The following is a 26,677-nucleotide window of genomic DNA, read 5'->3' on the forward strand; positions in this document are numbered from 1 at the left end:
GAAGATTCACACCCTCTCCGACCGCGCGGGCCTGCCGCTCACCGTGGCGGTCTCGGCGGCCAACACCCACGACAGCGAAGCACTCAAACCCCTGGTCAACGCCATCCCCGCCATCCGCTCCCGCCGCGGTCCACGGCGCCGCAAGCCGGCCAAGCTCCACGGCGACAAGGCCTACGACATCCCCGCCCTGCGCTCCTGGCTGCGCCAACGCGGGATCATCCCGCGCCTGGCCCGCAAAGGCATCGAATCCTCGACCAAGCTCGGCAGACACCGGTGGGTGATCGAGAGGACCATCGCCTGGCTGACCGGGTACCGCCGCCTCACCGTCCGCTACGAACGCAAAGCCGCCCACTTCCTCGCCTTCCTCACCCTCGGCGCAGCCATCACCTGCTACAAGAAACTCGCCAAATGAGACACGCTCTATAGCGAGGTGAGGCGCCGAGAGGCGTTCCCTTCGGCGGCGGGTTGATTGCCGGCGGGTTCTTGACCACGCCAGGACCGGACTCCGGGTAAGCGGTTCGGATGTGCCCGTTCTCCAGGACCGTGACGCGGATCTTGACTCCGTCCCGCACCCCGACGTAGTCCCAGCAGAACATCTTGTTGCCGTGTCCGTCGTTGGTGAGCTTCGCCGGGGTCACCGGCTTGCTCGTTCGGGCGATGTCCGCGGAGCGGTCCAGAATATCCTGATCGGACCAGTTCTTGGGGAACTCGGACTTACCAGGCACGCCCGTACCGGCCCGGTGACCCCCCTGCTTCCCGCCGTCTCCGTCGAGAATGTGCTGCGCGGATGTCGGCGTGTGCGTGATCGCGCTCGGATCCGGGGGCTGCGGCGCGCCGCCGCGGATGGGCGACGGCCCGTTGTCGTCCGACGAGTGGCCGTGCTCGTGCCCTCCGGTCGATACTCGTCGGCCACGGCCAGGTCGCCGAGCGCGGGGCCGACCACGCGATGCGCGCACCGGTGGAGCGAGTGCGGCTACTGGGCACCGGACCCCGGCAAGCCTGCTGGGCCCGCCTCGACGGTGGACCCGGCAGCCCCTACGAGAACCTCGCCACCGTCCTGAACCACTTCGGCATGCCGGACCAAAGCTAGCCATCGGACGCCGTAGACCGCAGTTCGATCAACGAGCGGAGGCCGGCGAGGTCACCTGGCCATGGACAGACCCCGTGCCCGCTCGATGAACTCTCGCTCCTCGTCCGAACTGGGAGTGAGTGGCCGTCCGCCGCGCTCCAGGACCACCACCGACGGCGCGAGCACGCCTTCGATCAGGCCGCGCAGCACGGGATGGCCGCTGGAGAAATAGACGTCGAACAGCTTTCTGACGAGATTCGCGAAAACATCGATGTCGATTTCATACATATCCGATGCGATCGCCGTCAGACCGGTCCGGACCCCCAGCGTTTCCGCGATTTCGCACAGGAATCGAACGTAGAGGTCACCCACCTGCAGCGAAGGGCTCCATACGGTGTCGTCGCCGACATCAAATACGTAGCTCACGGTGCCCACTTTACTAGGATCGTCACGTCAGGATGTTTGACCCGCAGGTCCTCGATGGCCTTCTCTACGGCGGCCTTGAACGCCGGGTCAGCGCCGGGCCGGGTGAACTCGATGCCGACCGGCGCGTCCTCGTAGCCCGCGATGTGCTGGCGCGCCTCGATGTATGCCTCAATCTTCTTGATGACCTGCTTGTTCACCCACTTGTTGACATCGCCCGCATTGACCGCGGACTTCTCCTCCCAGAGCACACCGTCGTGGGGATTGTCGACGTCCGTGATTGTCCGCGACAGATTCCCCGGCTGGTCGATGGGGACGTCCTTGTCGACGCCCTCCCTAATGTAGTACTTCCCGTCGCTGCCGAGGCGCGGGCGCCTCGCGTCGTCGAAAGTGACGCTGGGCGGCGGCTTGGTGGGGTCGTGCGGTTGGGGCTGGCCACCCCCATGATGGTCGCCGCCGCCGGTGTGGTCGCCACTGCCATGGTGCTCGCCGCCGTGGCCGTCGTGCGGCTGGCCATGGGTGCCGTGGTCGGCCGGGGGGTGGCCGTGGCCGGACCCGCCGTGCTCGCCAGGCCCGCCGTGCTCGCCGGGATGGGCGGGCGGGTGGTGCCCCGCCATGCCGCCGGGGGCATGTGCGCCGGCGTGCATGGCCGCCGGGTGGCGCAGTTCGGGCGGCATGTAGTGCGGGTCGTAGTGCGGGTTGTCGAACCAGCGGGGCTTGCCGTCGACGATCTCCCACCCGCCGCGGATCCACTCGCGTGGCACGCGGCCGGTGAGCGCGATCTCGCGCTCACCATGACTCAGCCCCAACTCGCGCCCGTACGCGTCGTGGAACGTGGCGTCCACGTCGATCCCGCCCGGCGCGCGGATGTCCAGGATGCGGCCGTTGTGGAACCCGCCGTCCCGGCCGAGGGCCTGCTTCAGGCTGTCGGTGGTGGAGATGAACGGCGTCCGGGTCAGCGGGGAGCCGCTGTTGTGCGCGCCCAGCGTGTCCAGGTCGGCCGGGCCGTCCGGGTGCCTGGCGTGCAGGCCGTGCTCGAACGCGTCGTGCAGCGACGCGCTACCGTGGTCCTTGCGGTAGAGCGGGTGACGGGCCGGGTCGGCATCCCGGTACACGAACCGCGGATCGTGCGGGTCGAGCGGGCCGACCGGGTGCCGCGACAGCCCCTCCGGCAGGTGCGGGGTGCCTGGTTCGAAGTCCCACGGCTGATCCACCCGGTGGTGTCCGGGTCCGCCGGCCCGCTGCAACTCCTCGTGCGCCCTGCGAAACTCCGAGCCCGGGTCGTGCCCGGCGGGGTGGGAGCGACCCAGCGCGTCGCCGACGCTGTGCGGGGCGGGAGTGTGCGGTGTTCCGGCCTCGTGCGGCACCTTCACGTGCGGCGAGGCATCGGCATGTCCCGGCAGTTGCGGCGTGTCGACGTGTTCGGGCACATGCGGGTGGGGCGTGTCGCCGTGATGCGGGATGTCGAAGTGGACCCGGCCGACGCCTTCGAATCCCCTGCCGAGGAGCCCGGCGAGCTTGGGGATGCGCTTCGCGGCGCCCACCGCGATGTCCGTGACGGTGGGGATCTTGCCGATGCCTTCGCCGGCGCGGACCATGACCGAGCCGGCACGGGCCACGGTGGCGAACCGGCTGGCTTCCGCCGCCGCGCCGGCTCCGCGCAGGCCGGCACCGGCACCCTTGGTGCCGACGATGGCGGTGACGATGTTGAAGGTGGCGTTGCCTGCGGCGCGGGACTTGTCGTGCTTCCACACGTCGTAGGCGATGAGACCCTTGCCGGCCTGGAGAAGCGTCTTGCCCATCTCGTGCCGCTTGAAGCCGGGCACGCCGGTGGTGTTGTCCAGCCAGGCGCCGGCGAAGCCCGTCACGGGCGAGTACAGGGTCGTGGCGAGCGCGAACTTGCCGAGGCCCTTCCACGCCGTCCCGGCAGCCGACCAGCTCCAGTGGCCGTTGCCGTCGTAGCCGATCAGCCCGCCGAGGCCTTTGACGGCCTGCACCGCGCCGTCCTTGACGCCGCCGAAGAACGCGCCGACGTCTCCCCAGAAGCCACGGTCGTGCTCGTCCACCGTCCCCCAGGGCAGCGCATCCTTGCCGGTCTGCTTGGCGGCGAGGTCGTACTGGGTGGCGCTGTAACCGAACTCGCCGGCCTTCGGGTCGATCTTGCCGTCGCCGTTGTCGGCGTGCCACTGCGTGCCGCCGTAGCAGGCGTTGATCGCGTTGGCGCAGCGGCGTTGCGCGTCCTCGAAGGCGGCCTCCTCGACGCTCACCCCGTGGAAGATCCGCTGTTCCCGCTCGACGAGGTCGTTGTCCTTGCGCCAGTCGTCGCCCTTGCGCTCGATGTCCGCCTTGAGCGCGTACGCCTGCTGGCGTAACGCCTCCATCCGGCCCCGGATGGCCTCGACCTCGGTGACGTAGTTGGACAGCGGCACCTCCACGCCGGCGATGTCGTCACCGACCGAGGCGGTCACCGCCTGCACCGGCGCGGTGGCGGCCAGCAGTTCTCCCGCCTCGGGGGCGTGATACACGTGGCCGAGCCCCTGCCAGATGTGGTTGATCTGGGCCCCGGTGTGCGCGAAGTTCCTGCCCACCTTGGCGAGCGTTTTCGCGTGCTCCGCCACGGGCCGCACGTCAGGGATGTGCGGGATCTTCTCCGGGTCGATCACTTCGCCCTCCGCGCCATCGCCCCGGGCGGGATCGGTGACCTGCTGCCGGGCAGCAGCGGCGCCGGTTGGGGTGCGCTGGCCGCCGCGGCCTGGGCGTGGGCGGCCATCCGCAGGTCACCCTGCACGTAGTAGTTCGTGGCCCGTACCGCGGCGTTGATGCAGGCCCCGACGCGGGTGAACACGAACTGGATCTGCTTGCGCTCGGCGTTGGCGAGCCCCTCGAGGGCCCCGGCCACGATCGGCGACCGCGAGGCGGACGCCGCCCCCTGCAACGCCGTGTCCAGGCTCTTCATCTGGGCCTCGAACTCCTCGGACTGCGCCCTGGCCCGGTCCACCACGCCCTGCACCCCGGCAGGTTCGATGTTCCAGCCGGTCACCTCGTGCCCTTCCTCCCCTGTGAGCCGATGCCGTGATCAGCCGATGCTCTGCACCGCCGACCGAGCCTGCGACAGCGTGCTGGCCGCCGTCTCGTCGTTGCGGGCCATGGTCGTCTTCACCAACTGGATGATCTGCCGCACCTCGTTGGCCGCCCGGTGCCAGCGCTGCTCCACCGACCGGTACTCCTCGGACACGCCGTCGGCCTGGAAGTCCGCCATCGCGGCGTTCACATCCGAGGTGCGCTGCGCGATCGTCGCCTCCAGGCGACCGATGATCCCGGCCAGGTCACCCTGCACCTGCTGGGAAACCCCGGTGTCGAAGCTGAGTCGATCCATCGTCATGGCTGTCCACCCCTCCTGGAGATCCTCGCGGTCAGCGGTTCGCGGAGAACCGCGCCGCGTCGAAGTTCGCCGAACCCTGGGCCGAGGACGCGTTGTCCGCCATCTCCGTGTCGCCGTGCCCGAAGGCGCGGTTCATTCCCGACTGGCCACCCAGAATCGCGCCCAGTGCCGAGTTGAGGTCAGCGGTGATCTGGTCGGCGTGCGCCTTGAAATTGTCGAACGCCGCCCGGCCCGCGCCGTTGAACCGGCCCTCCAGCGGTTCGGCGGCGGCGATGAGCTGGCGGATCAACGACCCCAGGTCGTCGGAGGCACCTTGCGTCCGCCGCGTCAGGTTGCTCAGGGTCTGCGACCCCATGTCGAACTTCACGCCCACTCCTTCCCCTGCCAGCTATCCGGGGCCGCTCCGCTGGGTGAGCGGCTTCGCACAGTGTGACGCAACGCCGATCACGACGGTTCCCGATTGCGTGAATTCGCCCGCGCGGTGCCCGACGAGAAGGCGGCGACGGCCACGGGCCGTGGGCGGGCCGGCCCGTGCGGGTGGTGTTCGGACCAACCGAGGGCACGGGCGCGTTGCTCGGCAAGGTGCAGGTCGGCGGCGGTGTCGATGTCCACGGCGCGGTCCTCGGGAACGCGCTGGGGCAGCACCTCGGGCACGAAGAACCGCCGGTGCCGGGCCAGGTCGGCGGCGCGGAGCACGTACACGCCGCCGGTGGGGCGCAGCACCGCCGGTAGCAGTTGCCGGGGGGACTCCAGGTCGGCCCAGTCGTGGCAGGGCCGCAGCGTGCCGTCCACCAGCAGGCAGGCCTTCCACGGGTGGTGGCCGGATTCGGCGGCGGTCACCTGGACCACCGAGCCGTGCCCGGGGTAGCGGTCCAGGCACTCGTCGATGTCGGCGGGGGTGCGCAGCGGTGAGGTGGGCTGCACCAGCACCACCACGGTGCGGTCGTCCACGCCGAGCGTGCCGAGCGCGTGCAGCACGCCGTCCACCGTGCGGCTGGTGGCGGTGGCCAGTTCGGTGGGCCGGCGGACCACGTCCGCGCCGGCGCCGGCGGCGACCGCGGCGATCCGGTCGTCGTCCGTGGTGACCACCACCCGGTGCACCCCTCCGGCGGCGGCCGCGGTGGCCACGGTGTGGGCGACGAGCGGGCGGCCGAGGAAGGGAGCCAGATTCTTTCCGGGGAAGCTGCGCGAATCGCCGCGCGCGGGTACCACCGCGAGGACCTGTTGTGTGATCACCTCAGTCATCCTCGGGTTTACCCGTGACCCGATTCGCCCAGTTCAGCCCAACGGGGGACGGCCACACCATGATCGGTACACCAACGTGTCCCGCCGCGCCGACCGGACGGCGCGGCATGCTCCGAGAGCTGATCGCCAGCTACGCCCGCACGCCGCGGCCGCGCCGGATCGCGGTGGTCGGCAACGCCCCGCTGGGGCCGGATCCGGGACGTGCGGCCCTCGTGGACGGGTGCGACCTGGTCGTCCGGATCACCAGCCTGGCCGTGGACCGGCCCGGGGAGCTGCCGGCGCTGGGCCGGCGCTGCGACGTGGTGGTGCTGCACCGGGGCGTGCTGGCCAGCCCGTTCACCTTCGCCGACTACACCAGCCGGCTGTACCTGCTGGTGGAGCCGGGACGGCTGCACTGGGAGCCCGAGGTGCTGCCCGACTGGTGGCCGATGGACCTGGGCTTCGTGCCGGTGTCCAACTACGAGTTCACCCTTCCGCTGGTTCACCTGCTCGGGTTGGACGTGGCCGAGCCGGTCTGGCCGACCACGGGCACGCTGGCGACGTACCTGGTCAGCGAGCTGTTCCCGGAGGCGACCACCCTGCTCACCGGAATGTCCATCGTGGACAATCCGGAACAGACGACGTTCCGGCACGCGTGGGGCGACGCGGTCGAGGTCACCGCCGAGCACCGGCTGTCCGCCGAGGCCGAGCTGCTGCGGCGGTGGAACGCGGAAGGAAGGATCCGACTCCTGCCATGACAGAGACCTCTGCCACGAAGGAACTCCTGCGGGAGACCGCGCGCCGGCTGGGCACTCCGGTGTGGCACCGGGTGCGGCCGCACGTCGAGGCGATCGTCGCCCGCCAGGTGGAGGCGCGGAACCGGCAGTTGCTGGACGAGCTGCGCCAGATGTCCCTGGCCGACGAGGCGGCAAGGGCCGAGCTGGACCGGTTGTGCGGCCGGGTGGCGTGGACGGAGAACGAGCTGCGCCGGATGAGCGCACACCTGGCCGCGCTGGACGAGCGGCTGGCCGCCATGGAGCGGCCGCCGGCCGTGCCGGAGCAGGGCGGCGCCGACCAGGCCGAGGCGAGGGCGCTGATCGACGAGATCCGCGGCGAGCACGCGCGGGTGCGCGCCCGGCTGACGGCGATCGCCCGCTACGAGGAACGCATCGGCCGCCTGGAGGCGGCCCTGGCCGGCCGGGACACCGCGACCCATACCACCGGCTGATCCCCGTTCAGCGGGCCCAACGCGGGTTCCGGGCGCCCGCCGGCACCCGTTCGGCAGGCTGGACGGGGTTAGGAGGCGGCGGGTTCGGGGAGCAGCACGGTGTCGTCGAAGCAGGTGTGCGCGCCGGTGTGGCAGGCGTTGCCGACCTGGTCGACGGTGAGCAGCACGGTGTCCCCGTCGCAGTCCAGCCGCACCTCGTGCACGTACTGGGTGTGGCCGGAGGTCTCGCCCTTCACCCACAACTGCTGCCGGCTGCGGGAGAAGTAGGTGGCCCGGCGGGTGGTGAGGGTGCGGTGCAGGGCCTCGTCGTCCATCCAGGCCACCATCAGCACCTCGCCGGTGCCCCGCTGCTGGGCCACCGCGCACACCAGGCCGTCCGCGGTGCGCTTCAGCCTGGCCGCGATCGCCGGGTCGAGGGCACTGGTCACCGGGTACCTCCCAGGTACTGCCGCGCGGGCGCGGTGTTGAGCAGGACGAACACGTAGCCGTGGGTGGCGGCGAGCGCCCCGGCGACCACCCGGGTCCACCACGGTCCTTCGCCGAGCGCGATGACCAGGTCCAGCAGAGCCGCCAGCGCGACCACCACCATGCCGGCGATCCGGCTGGCCCGCACCCCGATCAGCAGCCCGGCGGCCACCGGCAGTTGCAGCGCGGCTGCCACCACCGGCACGGTGAGGATGTCCGCGCCGCCCTCCCGCACCCAGCGCACCGCTCCGACCAGCAGGAACAGCAGGGACGCCGCGCCGATCAGCAGGGCGGCCACGCGGATCTCCAGCGGCGGCCCGGCCCTCACCTGATCTCCACGCCGGCCGCGCGGAGGGAGTCCTTGACCTCGCCGATGCGCAGCGTGCCGAAGTGGAACACGCTGGCCGCGAGCACCGCGTCCGCGCCGGCGTCCACCGCCGGGGCGAAGTGCTCCACGGTGCCGGCCCCGCCGCTGGCGATCAGCGGGACGTCCACCACCTTGCGCACCAGCCGGATCAGCTCCAGATCGAAGCCCGCCCTGGTGCCGTCCGCGTCCATCGAGTTGAGCAGGATCTCGCCGACGCCGAGCTCCTGGCCGCGGGCGGCCCACTCGACCGCGTCGATGCCGGTGCCACGCCGGCCGCCGTGCGTGGTGACCTCGAAGCCGGACGGGGTGGGCTGGCCCCCCTCGGCGACCCGCCGGGCATCCACGGACAGCACCACGCACTGCGCGCCGAACCGGCGGGACGCCTCGCCGAGCAGCTCGGGCCGGGCGATCGCGGCGGTGTTGATACTCACCTTGTCCGCGCCGGCGCGCAGCAGACGGTCCACGTCGTCCACGCCGCGCACGCCGCCGCCCACGGTGAGCGGGATGAACACCTGTTCCGCGGTGCGGCGCACCACGTCGTAGGTGGTCTCCCGGTCCGAGGAGGACGCGGTGACGTCCAGGAAGGTCAGCTCGTCCGCGCCCTCGGCGTCGTAGGCGTGGGCCAGCTCGACCGGGTCCCCGGCGTCCACCAGGTTGGTGAAGTTGACGCCCTTGACCACCCGGCCACGGTCCACGTCCAGGCAGGGAATGACACGTACGGCGACCGCCATGACTGCCAGCCTACGACGCCGGCGCGGCCGTCCATCCGGGACGTGCGCCCGGCGGTTACCGTCGGGTCGTGGCATCGGACGTGGAGCGGCTGACCGCCGGCAAGTACCTGCTGTTGACCACCTTCCGGCGCACCGGCGAGGCGGTGCCGACCCCGGTGTGGGTGGTCCGTGACGGCGCCGAACTGGTCGTGTGGACCGCGCGTGACGCCGGCAAGGCGAAGCGCGTCCGCCGGGACGGGACGGTCCGGCTGGCGCCGTGCGACGCGCGGGGCCGCCCCACCGGGCCGGAGGTTCCGGGCCGGGCCCGGGTGCTGGACGCCGCGGGGTCGCAGCGTGCCCGGGAGTTGATCGCGGCGCGCTACGGGCTGGTCGGCCGGCTGGTGCTGTGGGGCAGCCGGCTACGGCGCGGCCGGGAGGGCACGGTCGGTATCGCGATCACGCCGCGGCCGTGACTCAGCGGACCGCGGCCAGCGCCTCGGGCAGGGTGAACGCCCCGGCGTAGAGGGCCTTGCCGACGATCGCGCCCTCCACCCCGTGCGGCGCCAGCCCGGCCAGCGCGCGCAGGTCGTCCACACTGGACACACCGCCGGAGGCGATCACCGGGGCCTCGGTGCGGGCGCACACCGCGCGCAGCAGGTCCAGGTTGGGGCCACGCAGCGTGCCGTCCTTGCTCACGTCGGTGACCACGTAGCGGGCGCAGCCGTCGCGGTCCAGCCGGTCCAGCACCTCCCACAGGTCGCCGCCGTCCCGGGTCCAGCCCCGGGCGGCGAGCCGGTGCCCCTCGTCGGTGATCCGCACGTCCAGGCCGACGGCGATCCGGTCGCCGTACTCGGCCACCGCCTTCGCGCACCACCGCGGGTTCTCCAGCGCGGCGGTGCCGAGGTTGACCCGGGCGCAGCCGGTGGCCAGCGCGGCGGCCAGCGAGTCGTCGTCCCGGATGCCGCCGGACAGCTCGACGTTGACGTCCAGCGCGCCGACCACCTTGGCCAGCAGCTCCCGGTTGTCGCCCCGGCCGAACGCGGCGTCCAGGTCGACCAGGTGCACCCACTCGGCGCCGTCGGCCTGCCAGGTGAGGGCGGCCTCCAGAGGGTCGCCGTAGGAGGTCTCGGTGCCGGCCTCGCCGCGCACCAGGCGGACCGCCTTGCCTTCGGCCACGTCAACGGCTGGGAGCAGGGTGAACGTCACGGCCCAACCCTAACGGGCGGCCCGTCCGCTCAGCCCACCACGTCCTTGAGCCAGTTCTCCAGCAGCGTCGCGCCGGCGTCACCGGACTTCTCGGGGTGGAACTGGGTGGCGGCGAGCGGGCCGTTCTCCACCGCGGCGACGAAGTCCTCGCCGTGGTGCGCCCAGGTGACCAGCGGCGGCTGGAACATGTCGGACGGCGGCATCTCCCAGCGGCGGACCGCGAAGGAGTGCACGAAGTAGAACCTGGTGTCCGGGCCGAGCCCGGCGAACAGCCGGGACTCCGCCGGCGCGCGTACGGTGTTCCAGCCCATGTGCGGCAGCACGTCCGCGCGCAGCCGCTCCACGGTGCCCGGCCACTCGCCGCAGCCGGTCTCCTCGACGCCGTGCTCCACGCCCCGCTCGAACAGCACCTGCATGCCGACGCAGATGCCGAGGACCGGCCGGCCACCGGCGAGCCGCTTGCCGATGATCCGCTCGCCGCCGACCGCGCGCAGGCCGGCCATGCAGGCGGCGAACGCGCCGACGCCGGGTACGGCCAAGCCGTCGGCGTTCAGCGCGGCCCGATGGTCCGCGGTCACCTCGACGTCCGCGCCCACCCGCTGCAACGCGCGCTCCGCCGAGCGCAGGTTGCCGGACCCGTAGTCGAGGATCACCACCCGAGGCATACCCCCAGGCTAGTCCAGCCGCAGGAAGGCGCGGACCGCGGCGGCGACGCCGGGTGCGTCCAGTCCGTGCGCGGCGTCGTGGTCGGCCGGCACGCCGTAGGCGCGCAGTTCCCGGTCGCGGCGGACGCCGAGGCCGCGCTGCCGGTGCGGCACGTCGGCGAGCGCGTCCGCCACCAGGTGGGCCGAGGTGCCGGCCAGGTAGGGCTCGACGACCACCACGTCCGGCCGGTCGGCGGTGAGCGCGGCGGCCCGGAGTCCGGCCGCGTCGAACGGGCGGACGGTGGCCGCGTACAGCACCGTCACGTCGAGCGTGGCGGTGGCGTCGAGCACCCGGTCCAGCATCGGCCCGACCGCGAGCACCACGCCCGCCCGGCCTCGCCGAAGCACCCGGAAACCCCCAGTCTCCGGCTGCGGTTCGGCATTGGCCTGGGCGGACAGCCGCAGGTAGACCCGGTCGTCGCCGGGCAGCGCGGCGAGCAGCAGCCGGCGCGCCTCCTCCGGGTGGCCGGGCACGTGCACGGTCCACCCGGGCAGCGTGTCGAGCAGCGCCACGTCGCCCGGTCCCTGGTGGGTGCGGCCGGCGCCGGCCATGTCGTAGGACGCGCCCGAGCTGACCAGGACGGCTCCCACGCCCTGGTGGTTGAGGTCGAGCTTGATCTGCTCGAACGGGCGCTCGACGAGAAACGGCGGGAAGGTGTGCACCACCGGCCGCATGCCGGCCAGTGCCAGGCCGCCGGCCACGCTGATCATGAGCTGTTCCCGGATGCCCACGTTGATCACGCGGTACGGGTGCCGCTGCGCGGCCGGGGCGACGGTGGCGTAGGAGATGTCGGCCAGCACCAGGGCCAGCCGGGGGTCGTCGTCCAGCGCGCCGGAGACGGTGTGCAGGAAGGTCTGCCGCATGTCGGCCGCGATCGTGGTCACCGTGCCAGTTCCTTTCCCGCGAGTTCCCGGGCTGTGGTCCGTGACGTGGGCATCACGCCCCCTTGGGTTCGACCGTGGCGACGACGGCCAGCGGCCGGCCGGCGTGCGGCGCGGTGAACGCGGCTTCCAGGGCGTCGTGGTCCCGCCCGTCGACGGTCGTGGTGGCCCACCCCTCGACGGCGAACCGCCGCGCGATGCCGCCCGGCCAGCCGAGGCTCGCCGATGCGTTGTCCACCACGACCACGGTGAGGTTGTCCACGCCGAGGCGGCCGGCCACCGCGATGGCCTCGTGGTTGCTGCCCTCGTCCAGTTCGGCGTCGCCGGCCAGCACCACCACCCTCGGCCGGTTGCGGCCCTGGGCGCGCAGCCCGAGCGCGACGCCCAGCCCGATCGGCAGCCCATGGCCGAGCGACCCGCTGCCGATCTCCACCCCGGGCACCAGCACGCGGTCCGGGTGGTGGCCGAGCGGCGAGCCGAACCGGGCCCAGCCGTCCAGTTCGGCCGCATCGAGGAAGCCCTTGGCGGCGAGCACCGCGTAGTAGGCCATCGGCCCGTGCCCCTTGGACAGCAGGAACCGGTCCCGGTCCGGGTCGTCCATCCGGCCCGGTGCGACGTCCAGCACCCGGTCGTAGAGCACCCAGAGAATGTCGACTGTGGACTCGGCGGCGATGTCGTGCTTCTCGTCCCCGGTCATCCTGGCCATCAGCGGTTGCAGGGCCGCGTAGCCGGTCAGTGTCTCGACGGTCACAGGCGGATCGTGCAACCTCGACCAAACTCGAGGTCAACGGTTAGGGTCCCGGCATGTCCAAGCTCCCGGACCTGCTGACCATCGGGCAGGTGGTGCAGCGCAGCGGCATCCCGCACACCGCGTTGCGGTTCTACGAGGACCGCGGCCTGATCACCAGCGAGCGCACCGCCGGCAACCAGCGGCGCTACCAGCGCGGTGTGCTGCGCCGGCTGGCGTTCATCCGGGCCGCGCAGCGCGTCGGGCTGAGCCTGGAGCAGATCCGGGACGCGCTGGCCACCCTTCCGGATGGTCGGGTGCCCACCAGGACGGACTGGCAGCGGCTGTCCCGCACCTGGCGGGCCGAGCTGGACGCGCGGATCGACGCGCTGCAACGCCTCCGTGACCGGTTGACGTCCTGCATCGGCTGCGGGTGCCTGTCGTTGAAAACCTGCTCTCTGCACAACGCGGACGACCGGTTCGCCGCGGACGGTCCCGGCGCGCCCCGGCTCCGGCCGGTCTGCGAGGGCGGCCGCTGACGGCGGTGGTCGCTGACGGGCGCGGTCGCCGCCCGCTACGGCCGACCGGCTCGCCTCGCGGTGGCCGGCGGCCGGCTCACCACAGGTGGTTCGGCGAGTGCCACGTCTCGCTGAGCACCATGAACGCTCCGCCGTGGACCATCCGGGTGCGGTCGCCCACCGCGAGCAGGACGGTGGCGCCCTCGGTGCTGGCCGGCACGTTGAACGTGCTGCTGAAGTAGCCGTCGCTGTCGGTCCAGGCCGTCGCCACGCGGGCCTGACCGAAGTAGACGCGCACGATCTCGTGGGCGCCGAACCCGCAGCCCCGCAGCGTCACCTGTGTCGTCGGCGGCCCGAACGGCGGCGTCGCCAGCATGCAACTGCCGCCGGCCGACGCCGGAGCCGCCACCACCGGCATCAGGGTGAGGGCGGCAGCCACCCCCGCCGCGGACCACAGCCGCGACCATGTCACCAGATCCTTGAGTCGGCGCTTCACCTTGAGTCCCTCCGGTTTCCCCGCCCGGAAATACAATTGACCGGCACCACGCCCAGCCGGTCGCCACACCGAGCATGTCCGCCGGACATGGCGGCCGCAATCGCCCGGTCGCCTGGCACCGAAACGCGATTGGGTAATTTCGATAATCATTGCGGGAAAATGACGAAGAACGCACCGCGCGTCACCAGGCCGTCACGCCAGAAATTCTGCATTCGACACGCCCGTCGACGCGTGTCGAATAGCGTGACCGATCGACTACATTCCGCCAGGAATAGGGACGCTCCGGCTATGGATACACCCGTACGTGACAGCCCAGGAACCGCATGGGTGATTGTCACGGTCACACCGCCGAAGCATCCTCCATACGGAAACACGCGAGCATGAAAAATCGTCGTCCTACCGACGATCATACGGTGAATTCCTGGAACAGGGGGGGACCATGCGTTCTGACAATCGACGACCGGGCAAGCTGGCGCGGACCGCGTGCGCGGTGGCTGCGGCGGTCGGGCTTGCCGTTTCTCCTGCGGCCGCGGTTCCGGCGCTGGCCAGCGCCGGAACCGAGGACTGTCTCTTCGTGCGCCCGTTCTTCGGGCCACCGACGTCGCAGGTGAACGTGGCCGGCTGCGGTTTCTGGCCCTTCGAGGGCATCGAGATCTATCTCGGCACGTCCCTGCGGGCCAGGTCGTTCACCAACGGCAGGGGCGAGTTCTTCACGACCCTCAGCATCCCGGGCGACGAGAGCCTGGGCGCTCGGAACCTGACGGCCGTGGGCCTGAAGAGCCACCGGTTCGCCCGTACCACCTTCCTCGTGGCGAACCACCCGTGAGCACTCGCGGCCACCGTGCCGTCTGATCAGCCACACCGCGGGCCCCGGGGCGACCTCAGGTCGTCCCGGGGCCCGTCCCGTCGCAGGCGCCCGGACTGGGTGCGACTCTTTCATACGAGGTGGGTGATTGCGCGGCCCAGGTCGGTGACCCATGCTCCGTGCGGGGACACCCAAACGGGGACAAATGACAGCTATGGGAAGCCTGACCGAGGGTGGGGGATCATGCGTGTGCAGGCGCGGCGATGGACGAGATTGACACGAATGCTGTGCGCCGCGGCGGTGGCCGCCGGCGTCGCCGTGACACCGGTGGCGGTGGCACCGCCGCCGCTCGGCGCGGCCGCGAGAACGGAGGACTGCCTGTACGTGCGTCCCTTCTTCGGCGCACCGACGGAGCAGGTCACCGTGTTCGGGTGCGGTTTCTGGCCCAACGAGAGCATCGAGATCCTGCTGGCCACGTCCATCCGGGCCAGATCGTTCACCAACGGCAAGGGCGAGTTCGCCCAGACCGTCAGTATTCCGGGTGACGAGCCGCTGGGTGCGCGCACGGTGACGGCCACCGGCCTGTCCAGCCGCAAGTTCGCCCGCACCACCTTCCAGGTGGCGAACCACTTCTGATCGGAGGCCGGCGCGGTATTCCGCGCCGCTTCCCGTGGCGAGCCCCGGGACGACCTGAGGTCGTTCCGGGGCTCGTTCGCACATGGCGACAGGACGCCCCATTTCTTTACTCCAGTGGGTGATTGCCACACCTCGTTTCCACGACTCACCCTCAATTAGGGGAACACCAAGAGTGTGAACGACCCGATCGGAGAAGCCTGACCAAGGGTGGGGGGATCATGCGTTCAACGGCTCGGCGATGGAGCAGGCTGGCACGGATACTCTGCGCCGCGGGAGTGGCCGCCGGCGTCGCCGTGACACCGGTGGCGGCGGTATCACCGCCGGCCCGGGCGTCGGTGGGGACCGAGGACTGCATCTTCCCGCGTCCGTTCTTCGGGCCGCCGACCACCGAGGTGACGGTGTCCGGGTGCGGTTTCTGGCCCAACGAGGGCATCGAGGTCCTGTTCGGCGGTGGCGCCGGCGACCCGCGCGCTAGGACACGCGCCAACGGCAAGGGCGAGTTCGTCACGAAATTCCTGGTTCCGGGCGACGAGCGGGCGGGCGCCCGCGTGTTGACGGCCGTGGGCCTGTCCAGCAAGTTGTTCGCCCGCAGCCACTTCCTCGTGCAGAACCACCCGTGAGCGTCGTCGGCGAACCGGCCCAGCGACCACGGCCTGCGAGAGCTGCCCAGGCGTGAACTTCTGAACGAGGCACCGTGATCGGGCGGGCATAGGGAGACCGCACAGTTATCCGCTGCGAGCCCCGGGGCGATTCGAGATCGCTCCGGGGCCGGCGGCGCGTGGGAGGAGACCTCTCACCGAGTGGGTGATTGCCGCGCTCGGTTTCGTGACCCACCCTCCATTTGGGGGAAAGCACCTAACGGGTGACATGCCCGGCAGGGAAGCCGCACCAGATGGGGGGATCATGCTTGTGACGGCTCGGCGATGGAAGACGGTGACACGGATGCTGTGCGCCGCGGCGGTGGCCGCCGGTGTCGCCGTGACACCGGTGGCGGCGGCACCGCCGGCGGCCAGCGCGGTCGCGGGGACCGAGGACTGCGTCTTCGTGCGCCCGTTCTTCGGCTCACCGAACACGCAGGTGCGGGTGTCCGGCTGCGGTTTCTGGCCCAACGAGAACATCCAGATCCTGCTGGGCTCGTCCGTGCGGGCCAGGACGCGCGCCAGCGGTAGTGGCGAGTTCTCCGCGATGTTCAACGTTCCGGGCGACGAGTCCTCGGGTGCCCGCAACGTGACGGCCATCGGCCAGTCCAGCAAGGTGTTCGCCCGCACCGTGTTCCTCGTGGCGAACCATCCCTGATCGGGCGGCTCAGCCGAAGTACCAGGCGGCGGCCCCGCCGAGGGCGAGCAGGGCGGCGACGGCGAGCACGGCGGCCAGCACCCGCGCCGTCCGCCACGTCGAATACACACCGCCGGCCAGGAACCCGGCCAGGGCGAGCAGCCCGACGACGATCCACTCCTTGGACATGGGGTCTACAGCACGCCCTTGGTGGACGGCACACCGTCGCCCAGCCGCGGGTCCGGCTCGACGGCCGCCCGCAGCGCCCTGGCCACCGCCTTGTACTGGGCCTCGGTGATGTGGTGCGGGTCGCGGCCGTGGACCACCCGCACGTGCAGCGCGACGTGGGCGTGGAAGGCCAGCGACTCGAACACGTGCCGGTTCAGCACCGCCGGGTAGTTGCCGCCGACCACGAAGCCGGCCACCGACTCGGGCTCGCCGACGTGCACGCAGTACGGCCGGCCGGACACGTCGATCGCGGCGTGCGCCAGCGTCTCGTCCATCGGCACCCAGGCGTCGCCGAACCGGCGGATGCCCTTCTTCTCGCCCAGCGCCTGCCGGATCGCCTGGCCGAGCACGATCGCCACGTCCTCGACGGTGTGGTGCGCGTCCACCGGCACGTCGCCGGTGGCCCGGACCACCAGGTCGAACGCACCATGGGTACCGAGCGAGGTGAGCATGTGGTCGTAGAACGGCACCCCGGTGCTGACGTCCACCTTCCCGGCGCCGTCGAGGTCGAGTTCGACCAGCACCGTCGACTCCCTGGTGCTGCGCTCGACCCTGGCCGTGCGGTTCACCTGCTGATCTCCTCACTGGCGGTCAGGAACGCGTCGTTCTCCTCGGGGGTGCCGATGGTCACCCGCAGGTGCCCGGCGATGCCCACGTCGCGCACCAGGACGCCGTGCTCCAGGTAGGACCGCCACACCGTGGCGGCGTCCTGGAACCGTCCGAAGAGGACGAAGTTGGCGTCGCTGGGCACCACCTGGAAACCCATGCCCGACAGGGCGTCCACCACCCGGCCACGCTCGGCGACCAGCCTGGCCACCGAGGCGAGGGTGGCGTCGGCGTGCCGCAGCGCGGCCCGCGCCGCGGCCTGGGTGAGCACCGACAGGTGGTAGGGCAGCCGGACCAGTTGCAGCGCGTCCACCAGGGCCGGGGCCGCGGCCAGGTAGCCGAGCCGGCCGCCGGCGAAGGCGAACGCCTTGCTCATCGTGCGGCTGACCACCAGCCGGTCGCCGAACTCGTCGAGCAAGCCGACCGCGCTCGGCCAGGTGGAGAACTCGGCGTAGGCCTCGTCCACCACCACGACGCCCGGCGCGGCGGCCACGATCTCGCGCAGGTCCTCCGGCGGGATGGACTGGCCCGTCGGGTTGTTCGGGCTGGTCACGAACAGCACGTCCGGCCGGCGCTCGGCAACCACCTTGGCCGCCTCCACCGCGTCCAGGGAGAAGTCCTCCCGCCGCGGCGCGGGCATCCACTCGGTGCGGGTGCCGGCGGCGATGATCGGGTGCATCGAATAGGACGGTTCGAAGCCGAGCGCCACCCGGCCCGGCCCGCCGAACGCCTGCAGCAGTTGCTGCAGGATCTCGTTGGACCCGTTGGCGGCCCACACGTTCGCCGCGGTGAGCGGCACCCCGGTGGAGCCGGCCAGGTATGCGGCCAGGTCCTCGCGCAGCGCCACCGCGTCCCGGTCCGGGTAGCGGTGCAGGTTGCGGGCCACCTCCCCGGCGGCGGCGGCCACGTCAGCGACCAGTTCCGGCGGCGGCGGGTACGGGTTCTCGTTGGTGTTCAGCCGCACCGGCACGTCGAGTTGCGGTGCCCCGTACGGGGTGCGGCCGCGCAGGTCCTCGCGCAGCGGCAGATCGTCCAGCCGGACGCCGTCTCCTACCGGGCGGCTCATCGGCGGAACCTTGCGGTCACCGCCTGGCCGTGCGCGGGCAGGTCCTCGGCGTGGGCCAGCGCGACCACCTGGTCGGCCACCTCGCGCAGCGCCTCGGCCGAGTAGTCCACCACGTGGATGCCGCGCAAGAAGGTCTGCACGGACAGCCCGGACGAGTGCCGGGCGCAGCCGCCGGTGGGCAGCACGTGGTTGGAGCCGGCGCAGTAGTCGCCCAGCGACACCGGGGCGTACGGGCCGACGAAGATCGCGCCGGCATTGCGTACCCGGGCCGCCACCTCGCGGGCGTTCTCCGTCTGGATCTCCAGGTGCTCCGCGGCGTAGGCGTCCACGACCTTCAACCCGTCGTCCACATCGGACACCAGCACGCAGCCGGACTGCTTGCCGCGCAACGCGGTGCCGATGCGCTCGGTGTGCTTGGTGGCGGCGACCTGCCTCCCCAGTTCGGCGTCCACGGCGTCGGCCAGTTCCTCCGAGGTGGTGACCAGCACGCTGGCCGCGAGCGTGTCGTGCTCGGCCTGGCTGATCAGGTCGGCGGCCACGTGCACCGGGTCGGCGGTGTGGTCGGCGAGAATGGCGATCTCGGTGGGCCCGGCCTCGGAGTCGATGCCGACCAGGCCGCGCAGCATGCGCTTGGCGCCGGTCACGTAGATGTTGCCCGGCCCGGTGACCATGTCCACCGGGGTCAGCTCGGCGCCGTCGGTGTCGGTGCCACCGTAGGCGAGCAGCGCGACCGCCTGGGCGCCGCCGACCGCCCATACCTCGTCCACGCCGAGCAACGCGCACGCGGCCAGGATCGTCGGGTGCGGCCGGCCGCCGAACTCGGCCTGCGCCGGCGAGCACACCACCAGCGACTCCACCCCGGCGGCCTGCGCGGGGACCACGTTCATCACCACGCTGGACGGGTAGACGGCCAGCCCGCCCGGGGCGTACAGCCCGACCCGGGCCACCGGCACCCACCGTTCGGTGACCGTGCCGCCGTCCACCACCTGGGTGGTGACGTCGGTGCGCCGCTGGTCGGCGTGCACCCGGCGGGCCCGGGAGATCGACTCCTCCAGCGCCAGCCGGACCGGCTGGTCCAGCTCCCGAAGTGCCTTGTCCAGCTCCTCGGCGGGCACCCGGACGCGGTCGGGCCGCACCCGGTCGAACCGCTCGGTGAACTCCAGCACCGCGTCCACGCCACGGTCGCGGACCGCCTCCACCACCGGCCGGAGGAGATGCAGCACGGCGTCCACGTCCATCTCGGCGCGCGGCAGCGTGGCGCGCAGTTCCGCCGCGGACGGCACCCGACCGCGCAGGTCGGTACGGCTGAGCATGGGCGTTCCCGCTTCCCCTCGACCGGCTCTCGCTCCCGCTACCAGGGTAGACGTTCCGCCTGATGAGATCCGAGTCAGCCGGCGAGCCGGGCGACCTCCGCGACGCAGGTGTCGATCTGCTCCGGGGAGACGAAGTAGTGCGGTGACGCGCGCACCACCTCGGCGAGGCCGCGCCGGCTCATGTCCAGCGGGGTGGACGCGGCGGGGCTGACGGTGACGGTCACGCCGGCGTCCCAGAGCGCGTCCCGCACCCGCCCGGCCGGCACCCCGGCGACGGTGAACGTGACGATGCCGCACCGCTGCCGGCCCAGGTCGCGCACGTCCACGCCGGGCAGCGCGGCCAGCCCGTCGCGCAGCTTCGCGGCCCGCTCGGTGACCGCCTCGGCGATCTGCTGGATGCCGAGGTCGAGGGCGTACCGGGCGGCGGCGATCAGTCCGAGCCGGGCGGCGACGCCGTACTCGAACAGCTCGAACACCCGCGCGTCGTCCCGCAGCCGCACCCGGTCGGGCGCCTCCCAGGTGGCGCCGGTGTTGTCCACCAGCCGGGGCCGCAGCCGCTCGGCGGCCGCGCGGCGCACCACCAGCACGCCGGTGCCGCGCGGCCCGCGCAGCCACTTGCGGCCGGTGGTGGACAGCAGGTCGACCCCCAGCTCGTCCGCCCGGACCGGGAGCTGGCCGACCGACTGGCAGGCGTCCAGCAGCACCAGCGCGCCGACCTCGTGCGCCGCCTCGGCCACCTCACGCACCGGGTTGACCAGGCCGCCGTTGGTGGGCACGTGCACCAGCGAGACCAGCCTGACCCGTTCGTCCAGCAGCTCCCGCAGCGCGGCCACGTCGAGCTGGCCGCTGCCGTCGGACGGGACGGCCTCCACCCGGGCGCCGGCCTCCTCGGCGCGGCGGAGCAGGGCGATCCCGTTGCTGGCGTACTCCACCTCGCTGACCAGCAGCCTGTCGCCCGGTCCGAGCGGCAGCGCGTCGAACGCGGCCAGCCAGGACCGGCTGGCACTGTCGGTGAACGCGACCTCGTCCGGCGCGCAGCCGAGCAGCTCGGCGAAGGCGCAGTAGCCGTCCTCGAGGTCCTCGGCCCGCTCGGCGGCGGCCCGGTAGCCGCCGATCTCCGCCTCCCGGCGCAGGTGGCTGGTCACCGCGTCGAGCACCGGCCGAGGCGGCAGCGATGACCCGGCACTGTCCAGGAACACCCGGTCGCGGCAGGCGGGAGTGTCCGCGCGGGCGGCGGCCAGGTCGATGCCGGTCATCGCTTGGGCTCCCACTTCTCCAGGTTCCACCACGGCCCCCAGGTGATCCCCTGCTCGGCCGCGTCGGCCACCTCCTGGTAGCCGGTCCAGTCGTTGCGCAGCGCGTAGGTGTGCTGCTGGAAGACCAGGAACACCATGCCCGGGTTGGCCAGGTAGGCGCGCTGGAAGGCGCGGTAGTCGGCGGCCCGCTGCGCCGGGTCGATCTCCCGCCGGCCGGCGTCGAGCGCGGCGTCCACGCGCGCGTCGGCGTAGGAGCCGGGGTCGACGGGTTCGCCGGTGGCCGCGACGCCGGGGCTGGCCGAGGAGTGCAGCAGCCGGTACGCCTGCAGGTCGGGGTCGAACGCGTTGCCACCGGTGAGCAGCGCGGCGTCCTGGTTGACCCGGGCGCGCAGGTTGTCCCGGTCGACCTGGTCGACCCGCACGTCCACGCCCACCGCGCGGGCGTCGGCGGCGAACTGCTGCGCCAGCGCCAGGGCCACCGCGTCCCCGGAGGGGGTGAGCAGGGTGAACCGCGCCGGCGTCCCGCCCCTGGCCCGGATGCCGTCCGGCCCGGGCACCCAGCCGGCCGCGTCCAGCGTCCGGCCGGCCTGGGCCCGGTCGTAGCCGAAGGTGGCGCCGGGCTCCACGAACTCGGGCATCGTGCTCGGGATCGGCGTGGACGCCGGCTCCCCCTTGCCGGCCAGCGTGCCGTCCACCATGGCGCGGCGGTTCACCGCCTGGTTGAGCGCCAGCCGGACGGCCGGGTCGGCGGTGACCGGGTTGCGGCCGGGCATGGAGACGGTGCGGTACTCGGCGCTGTTGTGCGTGGCGAGCAGGTAACCGCCGGAGCGGGGCAGGTCGCGGGTCTGCGCCGGGGCCACCGGTGCGCCGTCGATGTCCCCGGCCAGGGTGCGGCTGGCCCGGGTGGCGTCGTCCCCGCCGAACAGCACGGTCACCTTGCGCACCGCGGGCGGCCCGTCGAAGTAGGTCGGGTTGGCGGACAGCACCATCCGCACCCCGCGCTGCCACTCGGTGAGCTGGTACGGCCCGGTGCCGATCGGGTGGGTGTTGATCGGCGAGGCGGTCAGCGGCCCGGGCTGGCCCAGCGCCCTGGCCGGCAGGATGCCGAGCACCAGCAGGTTCGGGAACGCCGGGTAGGGGTAGGCGAGGTTGAACCGCACCGTGGTCGCGTTCACCTCGTCCACGCTGGTCAACATGTCGTAGCGGGGGCGGAGCGGCGAGGCCGTCGCCGGGTCGAGCACGGCACGGTAGGTGGCCACCACGTCGGCCGCGCCGAACGGGGTGCCGTCGCTGAACTTCACCCCGGTGCGCAGCGGCACGGTCCACGACCGGTCGTCCGCCGACGGCTGCGGTACCTCGGTGGCCAGCGCGGGGTGCAGCGCGCCGTCCGCGCCGTGCTCCAGCAGCCCGTCGAAGATCTTGGCCGCTCCGCTGGGGGCGTAGCCCAGGAGCGGGTTGAGCGTGTCCGGCTCCTCCGCGGTGGCGAGCGTGATCTGCGTGGTGTCCCGGCCGCCGGGCGTGGCCGGCGGGCTGGACGTGGTGCACGCGCTGGCGGCCGTGGCGAGGAACGCGCACAGCGACGCGACGAGAAGCCGGAGCCTGCGGGGACGCACGGGCATGACCCTAGTGAGCGCGGCCCACCCGGCCGACGGGGCCGGTCACGCGATCGGGGAGGTCAGCGCCACCCGATCACGCACCGTATGCCACACGTGTGACCAGCGCCACGGCGTTTCCGGCGGCGGGTGCCCTGGTATACCGGGGAGGCGGCGGTGTCCCGGCGGCGCGAACGGAGGTGCGACCGTGCGGATCGGGCTGTGCCAGATCACCTCGACACCGGAGCCGGAGCAGAACCTGGCCCTGGTGCGTGACGCGGTCCGCCAGGCCGCGGACGACGGCGCGCGGGTCGCGCTGTTCCCCGAGGCCACCATGGCCTGCTTCGGAGTGCCGCTGCGGCCGCTGGCCGAGCCGCTGGACGGCCCGTGGGCCACGGCCGTGCGGGAGATCGCCGACGAGCACGGCCTGGTGCTCGCCGCCGGCATGTTCACCCCCGCCGGCGACCGGGTGCGCAACACCATGCTGGTCACCGGGCGCGGCCAGCACGTCGGCTACCACAAGATCCACTTGTACGACGCGTTCGGGTTCACCGAGTCGAAGACGGTCGAGGCCGGGTCGGAGCCGGTGACGGTCACCGTGGACGACGTCGTGCTCGGCGTGGCCACCTGCTACGACGTGCGGTTCCCCGAACTGTTCCGGCTGCTCGCCGACCGCGGCGCGCCGATCGTGCTGCTCGGCGCGTCCTGGGGCGCCGGGCCGGGCAAGCGGGAGCAGTGGGAACTGCTGGTCCGGGCGCGGGCGCTGGACAGCACCTCGTGGCTGGTGGCCTGCGGCACCGCCGACCCCACGGCGTCCGGCATGGACTACGTCGGCACCACCCCGTTCGGCATCGGGTACAGCACCGTGGCCGACCCCTACGGCCGCATCCACGCCCAGCTTGGTCCCGGGCCGGACGTGCACGTGCTGGACATCGATCCCAAGGCCGTCGACGAGGCCCGGCGCACCATCCCGGTGCTCGCCAACCGGCGGCTGTGATCACTAGCCTGGAGCCCAACCGGCGACGAGGGGGCACCTCATGGCGGGCGACTCGGAGATCGGACGCAGGCTGCGGCAGATCCGGCACGCCAGGGGCAAGAGCCTGGCGGTGGTCGCCGGACTCGCCGGCATCTCCGTCGGGCATCTGTCCAACCTGGAACGCGGCGAACGCGCCCTGGACCGGCGCTCACTGATCGTCAGGCTGGCCGCCGCGTTGGAGGTGGCGCCGACCGACATCACCGGCGCCGCCCTGGCCACGCCCGGCGAACCCGACGATGACCGCGCCGTCAACGAGGTCCGGCTGGCGCTGCTCGCCGCCAGCATGAACGAACCGCGCGGCGCGGTGCAGCCCGTCGACCAACTCTCCGCCCGCGTCAACGAGGTGCTGACGGCGCAACGGGACTGCCGGTACGCCGAGGTGGGCGCCGCGCTACCCGCGCTGATCCGCGATCTGCACACCACGTTGAACGCCGGCCGGGACGTCCGGGAACTGCTGCGGCTGCTGGCGTTGACGCACACGCAGGGCAGCCAGGCGTGGCTGATGGACATCGGCGCGCCGCTGGACCTCGGCTGGCAGGCCGCGGCTCTGGCGCGGCAGGCGGCGGAGCACCTTGACGAACCGCTGCCCCACGCCGTCAGCGCGTTCGGTACCGCGTTCGGCCTGATGGGAGCGGGCGCGTTCGACCTGGCCGAGCAGACGGTGTCCGCCGTGGATCTCTCGCTGAGCACACCGGAGCAGATGCAGGCGGCGGGCATGCTGGCGCTGACGTCATCGCTGCTCGCTGCGGCAACCGGCGATGTGGCACGGCGTTCCGCCGCGTTGGAGCACGCCACCGAACTCGCCCGCCGCACCGGGGAGGGCAACGCGCTGTGGTTCGGGTTCGGACCGAGCAACGTCGGGGTGTGGCGGATGACGGTCGCGCTGGAGGCCGGCGAGTACGCCGAGGCCGCGCACATCGCCGAGAACGTACATCCTGACCTGCTGCCGTCACCGACCCGGCGGGCCGCCTACTACCGGGAATACGGCCGGGCACTGGCCCGCCTGCCCCGCCAGCACGACACCGCCGTGATGATGCTCCGGCAGGCGGAAAGGATCTCGCCGGCGCGCATCCATCGGCACCCGTTCATGCGGTCGCTCATCAGCGAGCTGCTCGCCAAGGCGAAAAACGACGCGGCCGGCCGGGAGCTGCGTGGCATGGCGCACCGGGCGGGGCTACCGGTGTGACCCGCACGGGTGACCTATTCACGGTGAAAAAAGATCGACACCGACGGTCCCTAGCGTCGCTTCCGGATCATGGAGGTGACGTGGTGGCCGGTCGACACAGGTACCTGCCCGGTGCGGCGCTGACCGTTGCCGATCTGCTGAACTCTGCGGAAACTTCGCCGTGTCCGCGACGCGCCGAGCGCCCGCGGTGTCCACAATGGCCGGAAACCGATCTCGACGAGTTACCGCCGACCGCAGGCTTCGATCCCGTCGCATGGCCGGAGGGTGCCCGGTGAGCGATCCCCTTGTTCCCGTGGAACTCGGCGTCATTCTCGGTTGCCTGGCGGCCTGCGCCTGGTGGTGCTCCCCCGCGCAGCGGTCGCGCCGCCGGCGGGAGCAGGCCCGCGCGCGGATCGAGCTGCGCCGCGCGCTCCGCCGCCACCCCGCCGGCAGGCACCTCCCGGCCAGCTCCGAGGGACAGCAACGGTGATCCGCCGGGACCGGGAACTGCTGGCCCGCCTGGCCAACCTCAACCAGGCCATCGCCCACGTCGTCCTGATCATGCTGGAACACCAGGACGCCGGCGAGTTGAACCCGGCGCACCTCCGCCTGGTCGGCGACCAGCTCTACCGGCTCGGCCGGGATCTCCTCGACCGCGCGAACGAGGTCGACCCGGGTTAGGCCCGCCGCCGTGGCGGCGGTCCACCGGCCAGGGAACCTGGTTCAGCCCGGGTCGACCGGCGGTTTGCCGCGCTCGTGCCGGACCCGGTTCAGCGGCTCGACGTCGATGAACCCGGTCAGGTCGGGCGTCGTTCTCACCACCCCTGCGGTGACCTCGTCCCCGGCAAGCTGGTTGAACTCCACGGCGAGCGGATCGGTGGTGAGTTCGATGTTGGCGAGGGCCCGGTCCAGCACCGGCCGGCTGAGTTCCCCGCCGGTGAGTTGCCGGAGCTGGTCGTTGACCACGGTTTCGGCTTCGTCGTGGTCGGCCGCGGCGAACTCGATGGCATCCTGCTCGGCCCGCAGCAGGGCTTCCACCGTGGCCGGGTGCTCCCGCAGGAACTGGGTGCGCACCAGCAGCACGGTGGTGGGGAACTTCCCGCCCGGCCACAGCGCCCGCTCGTCCTGCAGAACGCGCCCGCCGGCGTCGATCACCAGGCGGGATGCCCACGGCTCCGGGAGCCAGCCGCCGTCCAGGCGGCCGGAGCGGAACGCGTCGAAGGTCTGCGGGTTGTCCATGGTCACCACGTTGACCTCGTTCGGGCCGGCGCCGATGGCGAGCCCCTTGCCGGCCAACCATTTCCGCAGCGCGATGTCCTGGGTGTTGCCCCGCTGCGGGACGGCGATGGTCCGGCCCCGGAGCTGTTCCGGCGCGGCGATGCCGGGTTTCACCACGAGCTGCGCCCCGCCGGACGTGGCGCCGGAGACCACGCGGACGCCCTTGCCTGCCGAGCGGGCGAACGCGGTGACGGCCGGGCCGGACCCGATGAATCCGGCGTCCAGCGACCCGTCGAGCAGGGCGGTGACCTCGTCCGGGCCGGCGTTGAACTGCTGCGCGGTCAGCCTGGTACCGCCGAGTTCCTTGGCGTAGAAGCCTTTGCCGCGGGCGATGAGGGCCGAGGCGTGCGTGACGTTCGGGAAGAAGCCGAGGCGCACCTCGGCCGCCGCGCCGGGGCCGACATGCTCAACGCGCGCGCAGCCGGCAAACAGGGACAGGGACAACACGGAGAGGGCGGCGGCTGCGGCAACAGGCACGCGCCGGCCGCTCGGGGCGGGCTTCACGGGCAGGTCCTCCCGGTGCGAAAGCGTGATGTCGGGAAGAAGGCACACGTGTGCACCGCGCATGCGGCGTTGCAGTAAGGAAGGGATTTCCCGGCGGCGCACCCGGCGCCTGCTGGACGGTGGAAAGCGGCGGCGGGCTCGACTCGGCCGCCGGTCAGGCCGCGCTGGCGACGCGCAGGAGGTCGACGTGGCGGCGGGCCACCAGGCGAACTCCGGTCGCGGTCACGCCGTCACCCTGCCATGCCGGGCCGAACCGGCTCTACCTCATCCGCATCCCGGGACACCGAGCGCCGCCACCGGACCGCACATCGCCCGCCCAGACCTGGACTTTTCCCCGCCACGTCACCAGTCCCGCTGACGCATCCCCGTCAACGTGCATGCTGCCGGACGGTGAGCGTTATTCAGAGCCCTTACCAGCCAAGTCGGTAGAACTCCAGTGCGGTGACGATTCGGATGACATTCGGAAGCTCGGCGAGGCGCCCTCGAAAGCCGGTGGCAAGTATCTTCCAGTTCTTG

36 protein-coding genes and 1 pseudogene are annotated in these 26,677 nt (G+C 72.2%); 14 read left to right on the forward strand and 23 right to left on the reverse strand.

What is annotated here, in order from left to right; genetic code table 11:
* Nucleotides 1–412, forward strand: a 412-nt coding sequence (locus tag FFT21_RS26130) for an IS5 family transposase (protein ID WP_137816584.1), incomplete at its 5' end; no start/stop codon positions are given.
* Here FFT21_RS26130 and FFT21_RS30790 read toward each other — a convergent pair.
* Nucleotides 384–956: an EndoU domain-containing protein gene (locus FFT21_RS30790; RefSeq protein ID WP_371856868.1), complete on the reverse strand. Its 573-nt coding sequence runs from the start codon at nt 954–956 to the stop codon at nt 384–386. The two genes, FFT21_RS26130 and FFT21_RS30790, sit on opposite strands and share 29 nt — an antisense overlap.
* Between FFT21_RS30790 and FFT21_RS30795 the strand changes: the two are divergent.
* A pseudogene (locus tag FFT21_RS30795) lies at nt 842–1,090 on the forward strand (DUF6177 family protein); the annotation flags it as partial. The gene FFT21_RS30790 and the pseudogene FFT21_RS30795 sit on opposite strands and share 115 nt — an antisense overlap.
* A gap of 51 nt (nt 1,091–1,141) precedes the next feature.
* Here FFT21_RS30795 and FFT21_RS26140 read toward each other — a convergent pair.
* From FFT21_RS26140 to FFT21_RS26165, 6 genes are all read right to left on the reverse strand, one after another.
* On the reverse strand, nt 1,142–1,495 hold the full coding sequence (locus tag FFT21_RS26140; RefSeq protein ID WP_137816586.1) for a DUF6086 family protein: 354 nt from the start codon (nt 1,493–1,495) through the stop codon (nt 1,142–1,144).
* Nucleotides 1,492–4,155, reverse strand: a complete 2,664-nt coding sequence (locus FFT21_RS26145) for a scabin-related ADP-ribosyltransferase (protein WP_137816587.1) — start codon at nt 4,153–4,155, stop codon at nt 1,492–1,494. The genes FFT21_RS26140 and FFT21_RS26145 overlap by 4 nt, the downstream gene beginning before the upstream one ends.
* Entirely contained in the window at nt 4,152–4,532 is a 381-nt protein-coding gene (locus FFT21_RS26150) for a DUF6507 family protein (protein ID WP_137816588.1), read from the reverse strand. Before FFT21_RS26150 ends, FFT21_RS26145 begins: the two co-directional genes overlap by 4 nt.
* Before the next feature lie 36 nt (nt 4,533–4,568).
* Nucleotides 4,569–4,874, reverse strand: a complete 306-nt coding sequence (locus tag FFT21_RS26155; protein WP_137816589.1) for a pore-forming ESAT-6 family protein — start codon at nt 4,872–4,874, stop codon at nt 4,569–4,571.
* Nucleotides 4,875–4,905: 31 nt separating this feature from the next.
* The gene (locus FFT21_RS26160; RefSeq protein ID WP_137816590.1) at nt 4,906–5,241 is read right to left on the reverse strand and encodes a hypothetical protein; all 336 of its coding nucleotides are present in this window, start codon (nt 5,239–5,241) and stop codon (nt 4,906–4,908) included.
* 77 nt (nt 5,242–5,318) lie between these two features.
* The gene (locus tag FFT21_RS26165) at nt 5,319–6,110 is read right to left on the reverse strand and encodes an acylneuraminate cytidylyltransferase family protein (protein WP_192909758.1); all 792 of its coding nucleotides are present in this window, start codon (nt 6,108–6,110) and stop codon (nt 5,319–5,321) included.
* 116 nt (nt 6,111–6,226) lie between these two features.
* On the opposite strand from FFT21_RS26165, the gene FFT21_RS26170 reads away from it, so the two are divergent.
* Both FFT21_RS26170 and FFT21_RS26175 read left to right on the forward strand, forming a co-directional pair.
* Nucleotides 6,227–6,856 carry a hypothetical protein gene (locus tag FFT21_RS26170; RefSeq protein WP_137816592.1) on the forward strand — a complete coding sequence of 210 codons (630 nt, stop codon included), beginning with the start codon at nt 6,227–6,229 and terminating at the stop codon, nt 6,854–6,856.
* Complete coding sequence (locus tag FFT21_RS26175) at nt 6,853–7,326, forward strand: hypothetical protein (protein ID WP_137816593.1); 474 nt, start codon at nt 6,853–6,855, stop codon at nt 7,324–7,326. The genes FFT21_RS26170 and FFT21_RS26175 overlap by 4 nt, the downstream gene beginning before the upstream one ends.
* A gap of 68 nt (nt 7,327–7,394) precedes the next feature.
* Here the strand turns inward: FFT21_RS26175 and hisI are convergent, their stop codons facing one another.
* The 3 genes from hisI to hisF are packed head-to-tail and all read right to left on the reverse strand — an operon-like array spanning nt 7,395 to nt 8,889.
* Entirely contained in the window at nt 7,395–7,754 is a 360-nt protein-coding gene (gene hisI / locus FFT21_RS26180; protein ID WP_137816594.1) for a phosphoribosyl-AMP cyclohydrolase, read from the reverse strand.
* A complete protein-coding gene (locus FFT21_RS26185; RefSeq protein WP_137816595.1) occupies nt 7,751–8,119 on the reverse strand; it encodes a hypothetical protein in 369 nt (122 codons plus the stop codon). Before FFT21_RS26185 ends, hisI begins: the two co-directional genes overlap by 4 nt.
* The gene (gene hisF / locus FFT21_RS26190) at nt 8,116–8,889 is read right to left on the reverse strand and encodes an imidazole glycerol phosphate synthase subunit HisF (protein ID WP_137816596.1); all 774 of its coding nucleotides are present in this window, start codon (nt 8,887–8,889) and stop codon (nt 8,116–8,118) included. Before hisF ends, FFT21_RS26185 begins: the two co-directional genes overlap by 4 nt.
* A 68-nt stretch (nt 8,890–8,957) precedes the next feature.
* On the opposite strand from hisF, the gene FFT21_RS26195 reads away from it, so the two are divergent.
* Nucleotides 8,958–9,341, forward strand: coding sequence for a PPOX class F420-dependent oxidoreductase (locus FFT21_RS26195; protein ID WP_137816597.1), 384 nt, complete (start codon nt 8,958–8,960; stop codon nt 9,339–9,341).
* 1 nt (nt 9,342) lies between these two features.
* Here FFT21_RS26195 and priA read toward each other — a convergent pair whose 3' ends face one another.
* The 4 genes from priA to FFT21_RS26215 form a co-directional block, all read right to left on the reverse strand.
* Entirely contained in the window at nt 9,343–10,074 is a 732-nt protein-coding gene (gene priA, locus FFT21_RS26200; protein ID WP_137816598.1) for a bifunctional 1-(5-phosphoribosyl)-5-((5-phosphoribosylamino)methylideneamino)imidazole-4-carboxamide isomerase/phosphoribosylanthranilate isomerase PriA, read from the reverse strand.
* 29 nt (nt 10,075–10,103) lie between these two features.
* A complete protein-coding gene (gene hisH, locus FFT21_RS26205) occupies nt 10,104–10,739 on the reverse strand; it encodes an imidazole glycerol phosphate synthase subunit HisH (protein ID WP_137816599.1) in 636 nt (211 codons plus the stop codon).
* 9 nt (nt 10,740–10,748) lie between these two features.
* On the reverse strand, nt 10,749–11,642 hold the full coding sequence (locus FFT21_RS26210) for a transketolase family protein (RefSeq protein ID WP_137816616.1): 894 nt from the start codon (nt 11,640–11,642) through the stop codon (nt 10,749–10,751).
* A 73-nt stretch (nt 11,643–11,715) separates the two neighbouring features.
* Nucleotides 11,716–12,357: a thiamine pyrophosphate-binding protein gene (locus tag FFT21_RS26215; RefSeq protein ID WP_225978780.1), complete on the reverse strand. Its 642-nt coding sequence runs from the start codon at nt 12,355–12,357 to the stop codon at nt 11,716–11,718.
* Nucleotides 12,358–12,464: 107 nt separating this feature from the next.
* Here FFT21_RS26215 and soxR point away from each other — a divergent pair, with 107 nt between their 5' ends.
* Nucleotides 12,465–12,926: a redox-sensitive transcriptional activator SoxR gene (soxR, locus tag FFT21_RS26220; protein WP_137816600.1), complete on the forward strand. Its 462-nt coding sequence runs from the start codon at nt 12,465–12,467 to the stop codon at nt 12,924–12,926.
* A 76-nt stretch (nt 12,927–13,002) separates the two neighbouring features.
* Here the strand turns inward: soxR and FFT21_RS26225 are convergent, their stop codons facing one another.
* On the reverse strand, nt 13,003–13,401 hold the full coding sequence (locus FFT21_RS26225) for a hypothetical protein (RefSeq protein ID WP_137816601.1): 399 nt from the start codon (nt 13,399–13,401) through the stop codon (nt 13,003–13,005).
* Nucleotides 13,402–13,840: 439 nt separating this feature from the next.
* Here FFT21_RS26225 and FFT21_RS26230 point away from each other — a divergent pair, with 439 nt between their 5' ends.
* From FFT21_RS26230 to FFT21_RS26245, 4 genes are all read left to right on the forward strand, one after another.
* Nucleotides 13,841–14,227, forward strand: a complete 387-nt coding sequence (locus FFT21_RS26230) for a hypothetical protein (RefSeq protein ID WP_137816602.1) — start codon at nt 13,841–13,843, stop codon at nt 14,225–14,227.
* Between the two features lie 222 nt (nt 14,228–14,449).
* The gene (locus tag FFT21_RS26235) at nt 14,450–14,842 is read left to right on the forward strand and encodes a hypothetical protein (RefSeq protein ID WP_137816603.1); all 393 of its coding nucleotides are present in this window, start codon (nt 14,450–14,452) and stop codon (nt 14,840–14,842) included.
* 218 nt (nt 14,843–15,060) lie between these two features.
* On the forward strand, nt 15,061–15,462 hold the full coding sequence (locus FFT21_RS26240; protein WP_137816604.1) for a hypothetical protein: 402 nt from the start codon (nt 15,061–15,063) through the stop codon (nt 15,460–15,462).
* A 313-nt stretch (nt 15,463–15,775) separates the two neighbouring features.
* Nucleotides 15,776–16,138 (forward strand): hypothetical protein, encoded by a 363-nt coding sequence (locus FFT21_RS26245; protein ID WP_137816605.1) that lies wholly within the window; start codon nt 15,776–15,778, stop codon nt 16,136–16,138.
* 9 nt (nt 16,139–16,147) lie between these two features.
* Here the strand turns inward: FFT21_RS26245 and FFT21_RS29330 are convergent, their stop codons facing one another.
* The 6 genes from FFT21_RS29330 to FFT21_RS26270 all read right to left on the reverse strand — a co-directional run bounded on the left by FFT21_RS29330 (nt 16,148) and on the right by FFT21_RS26270 (nt 22,199).
* The gene (locus FFT21_RS29330; protein ID WP_192909759.1) at nt 16,148–16,306 is read right to left on the reverse strand and encodes a CG2302 family histidine operon protein; all 159 of its coding nucleotides are present in this window, start codon (nt 16,304–16,306) and stop codon (nt 16,148–16,150) included.
* A gap of 5 nt (nt 16,307–16,311) precedes the next feature.
* Nucleotides 16,312–16,914, reverse strand: coding sequence for an imidazoleglycerol-phosphate dehydratase HisB (gene hisB / locus FFT21_RS26250; protein WP_137816606.1), 603 nt, complete (start codon nt 16,912–16,914; stop codon nt 16,312–16,314).
* The gene (locus FFT21_RS26255; protein WP_137816607.1) at nt 16,911–18,017 is read right to left on the reverse strand and encodes a histidinol-phosphate transaminase; all 1,107 of its coding nucleotides are present in this window, start codon (nt 18,015–18,017) and stop codon (nt 16,911–16,913) included. The genes hisB and FFT21_RS26255 overlap by 4 nt, the downstream gene beginning before the upstream one ends.
* Entirely contained in the window at nt 18,014–19,330 is a 1,317-nt protein-coding gene (gene hisD / locus FFT21_RS26260; RefSeq protein ID WP_137816608.1) for a histidinol dehydrogenase, read from the reverse strand. The genes FFT21_RS26255 and hisD overlap by 4 nt, the downstream gene beginning before the upstream one ends.
* Nucleotides 19,331–19,404: 74 nt before the next feature.
* On the reverse strand, nt 19,405–20,586 hold the full coding sequence (locus FFT21_RS26265) for an aminotransferase class V-fold PLP-dependent enzyme (protein WP_137816609.1): 1,182 nt from the start codon (nt 20,584–20,586) through the stop codon (nt 19,405–19,407).
* Nucleotides 20,583–22,199 carry an ABC transporter substrate-binding protein gene (locus FFT21_RS26270; RefSeq protein WP_225978776.1) on the reverse strand — a complete coding sequence of 539 codons (1,617 nt, stop codon included), beginning with the start codon at nt 22,197–22,199 and terminating at the stop codon, nt 20,583–20,585. Before FFT21_RS26270 ends, FFT21_RS26265 begins: the two co-directional genes overlap by 4 nt.
* A 187-nt stretch (nt 22,200–22,386) precedes the next feature.
* Here FFT21_RS26270 and FFT21_RS26275 point away from each other — a divergent pair, with 187 nt between their 5' ends.
* The 4 genes from FFT21_RS26275 (at nt 22,387) to FFT21_RS26290 (ending at nt 25,060) form a co-directional block, all read left to right on the forward strand.
* Complete coding sequence (locus tag FFT21_RS26275) at nt 22,387–23,175, forward strand: carbon-nitrogen hydrolase family protein (protein WP_225978777.1); 789 nt, start codon at nt 22,387–22,389, stop codon at nt 23,173–23,175.
* Nucleotides 23,176–23,215: 40 nt separating this feature from the next.
* Entirely contained in the window at nt 23,216–24,400 is a 1,185-nt protein-coding gene (locus tag FFT21_RS26280) for a helix-turn-helix domain-containing protein (protein ID WP_137816612.1), read from the forward strand.
* Nucleotides 24,401–24,671: 271 nt separating this feature from the next.
* Complete coding sequence (locus tag FFT21_RS26285; RefSeq protein ID WP_137816613.1) at nt 24,672–24,869, forward strand: hypothetical protein; 198 nt, start codon at nt 24,672–24,674, stop codon at nt 24,867–24,869.
* Entirely contained in the window at nt 24,866–25,060 is a 195-nt protein-coding gene (locus tag FFT21_RS26290; RefSeq protein WP_137816614.1) for a hypothetical protein, read from the forward strand. Before FFT21_RS26285 ends, FFT21_RS26290 begins: the two co-directional genes overlap by 4 nt.
* Before the next feature lie 42 nt (nt 25,061–25,102).
* Here FFT21_RS26290 and FFT21_RS26295 read toward each other — a convergent pair whose 3' ends face one another.
* Both FFT21_RS26295 and FFT21_RS30800 read right to left on the reverse strand, forming a co-directional pair.
* Nucleotides 25,103–26,101, reverse strand: a complete 999-nt coding sequence (locus FFT21_RS26295) for an ABC transporter substrate-binding protein (protein ID WP_225978778.1) — start codon at nt 26,099–26,101, stop codon at nt 25,103–25,105.
* Between the two features lie 214 nt (nt 26,102–26,315).
* The gene (locus tag FFT21_RS30800; RefSeq protein ID WP_371856869.1) at nt 26,316–26,387 is read right to left on the reverse strand and encodes a putative leader peptide; all 72 of its coding nucleotides are present in this window, start codon (nt 26,385–26,387) and stop codon (nt 26,316–26,318) included.
* Between the last annotated feature and the right edge of the window lie 290 nt (nt 26,388–26,677).

Origin of the sequence: Gandjariella thermophila, from assembly GCF_005405885.1 — a bacterium.
In the GTDB taxonomy this organism is placed as follows: Bacteria; Actinomycetota; Actinomycetes; order Mycobacteriales; family Pseudonocardiaceae; genus Gandjariella; species Gandjariella thermophila.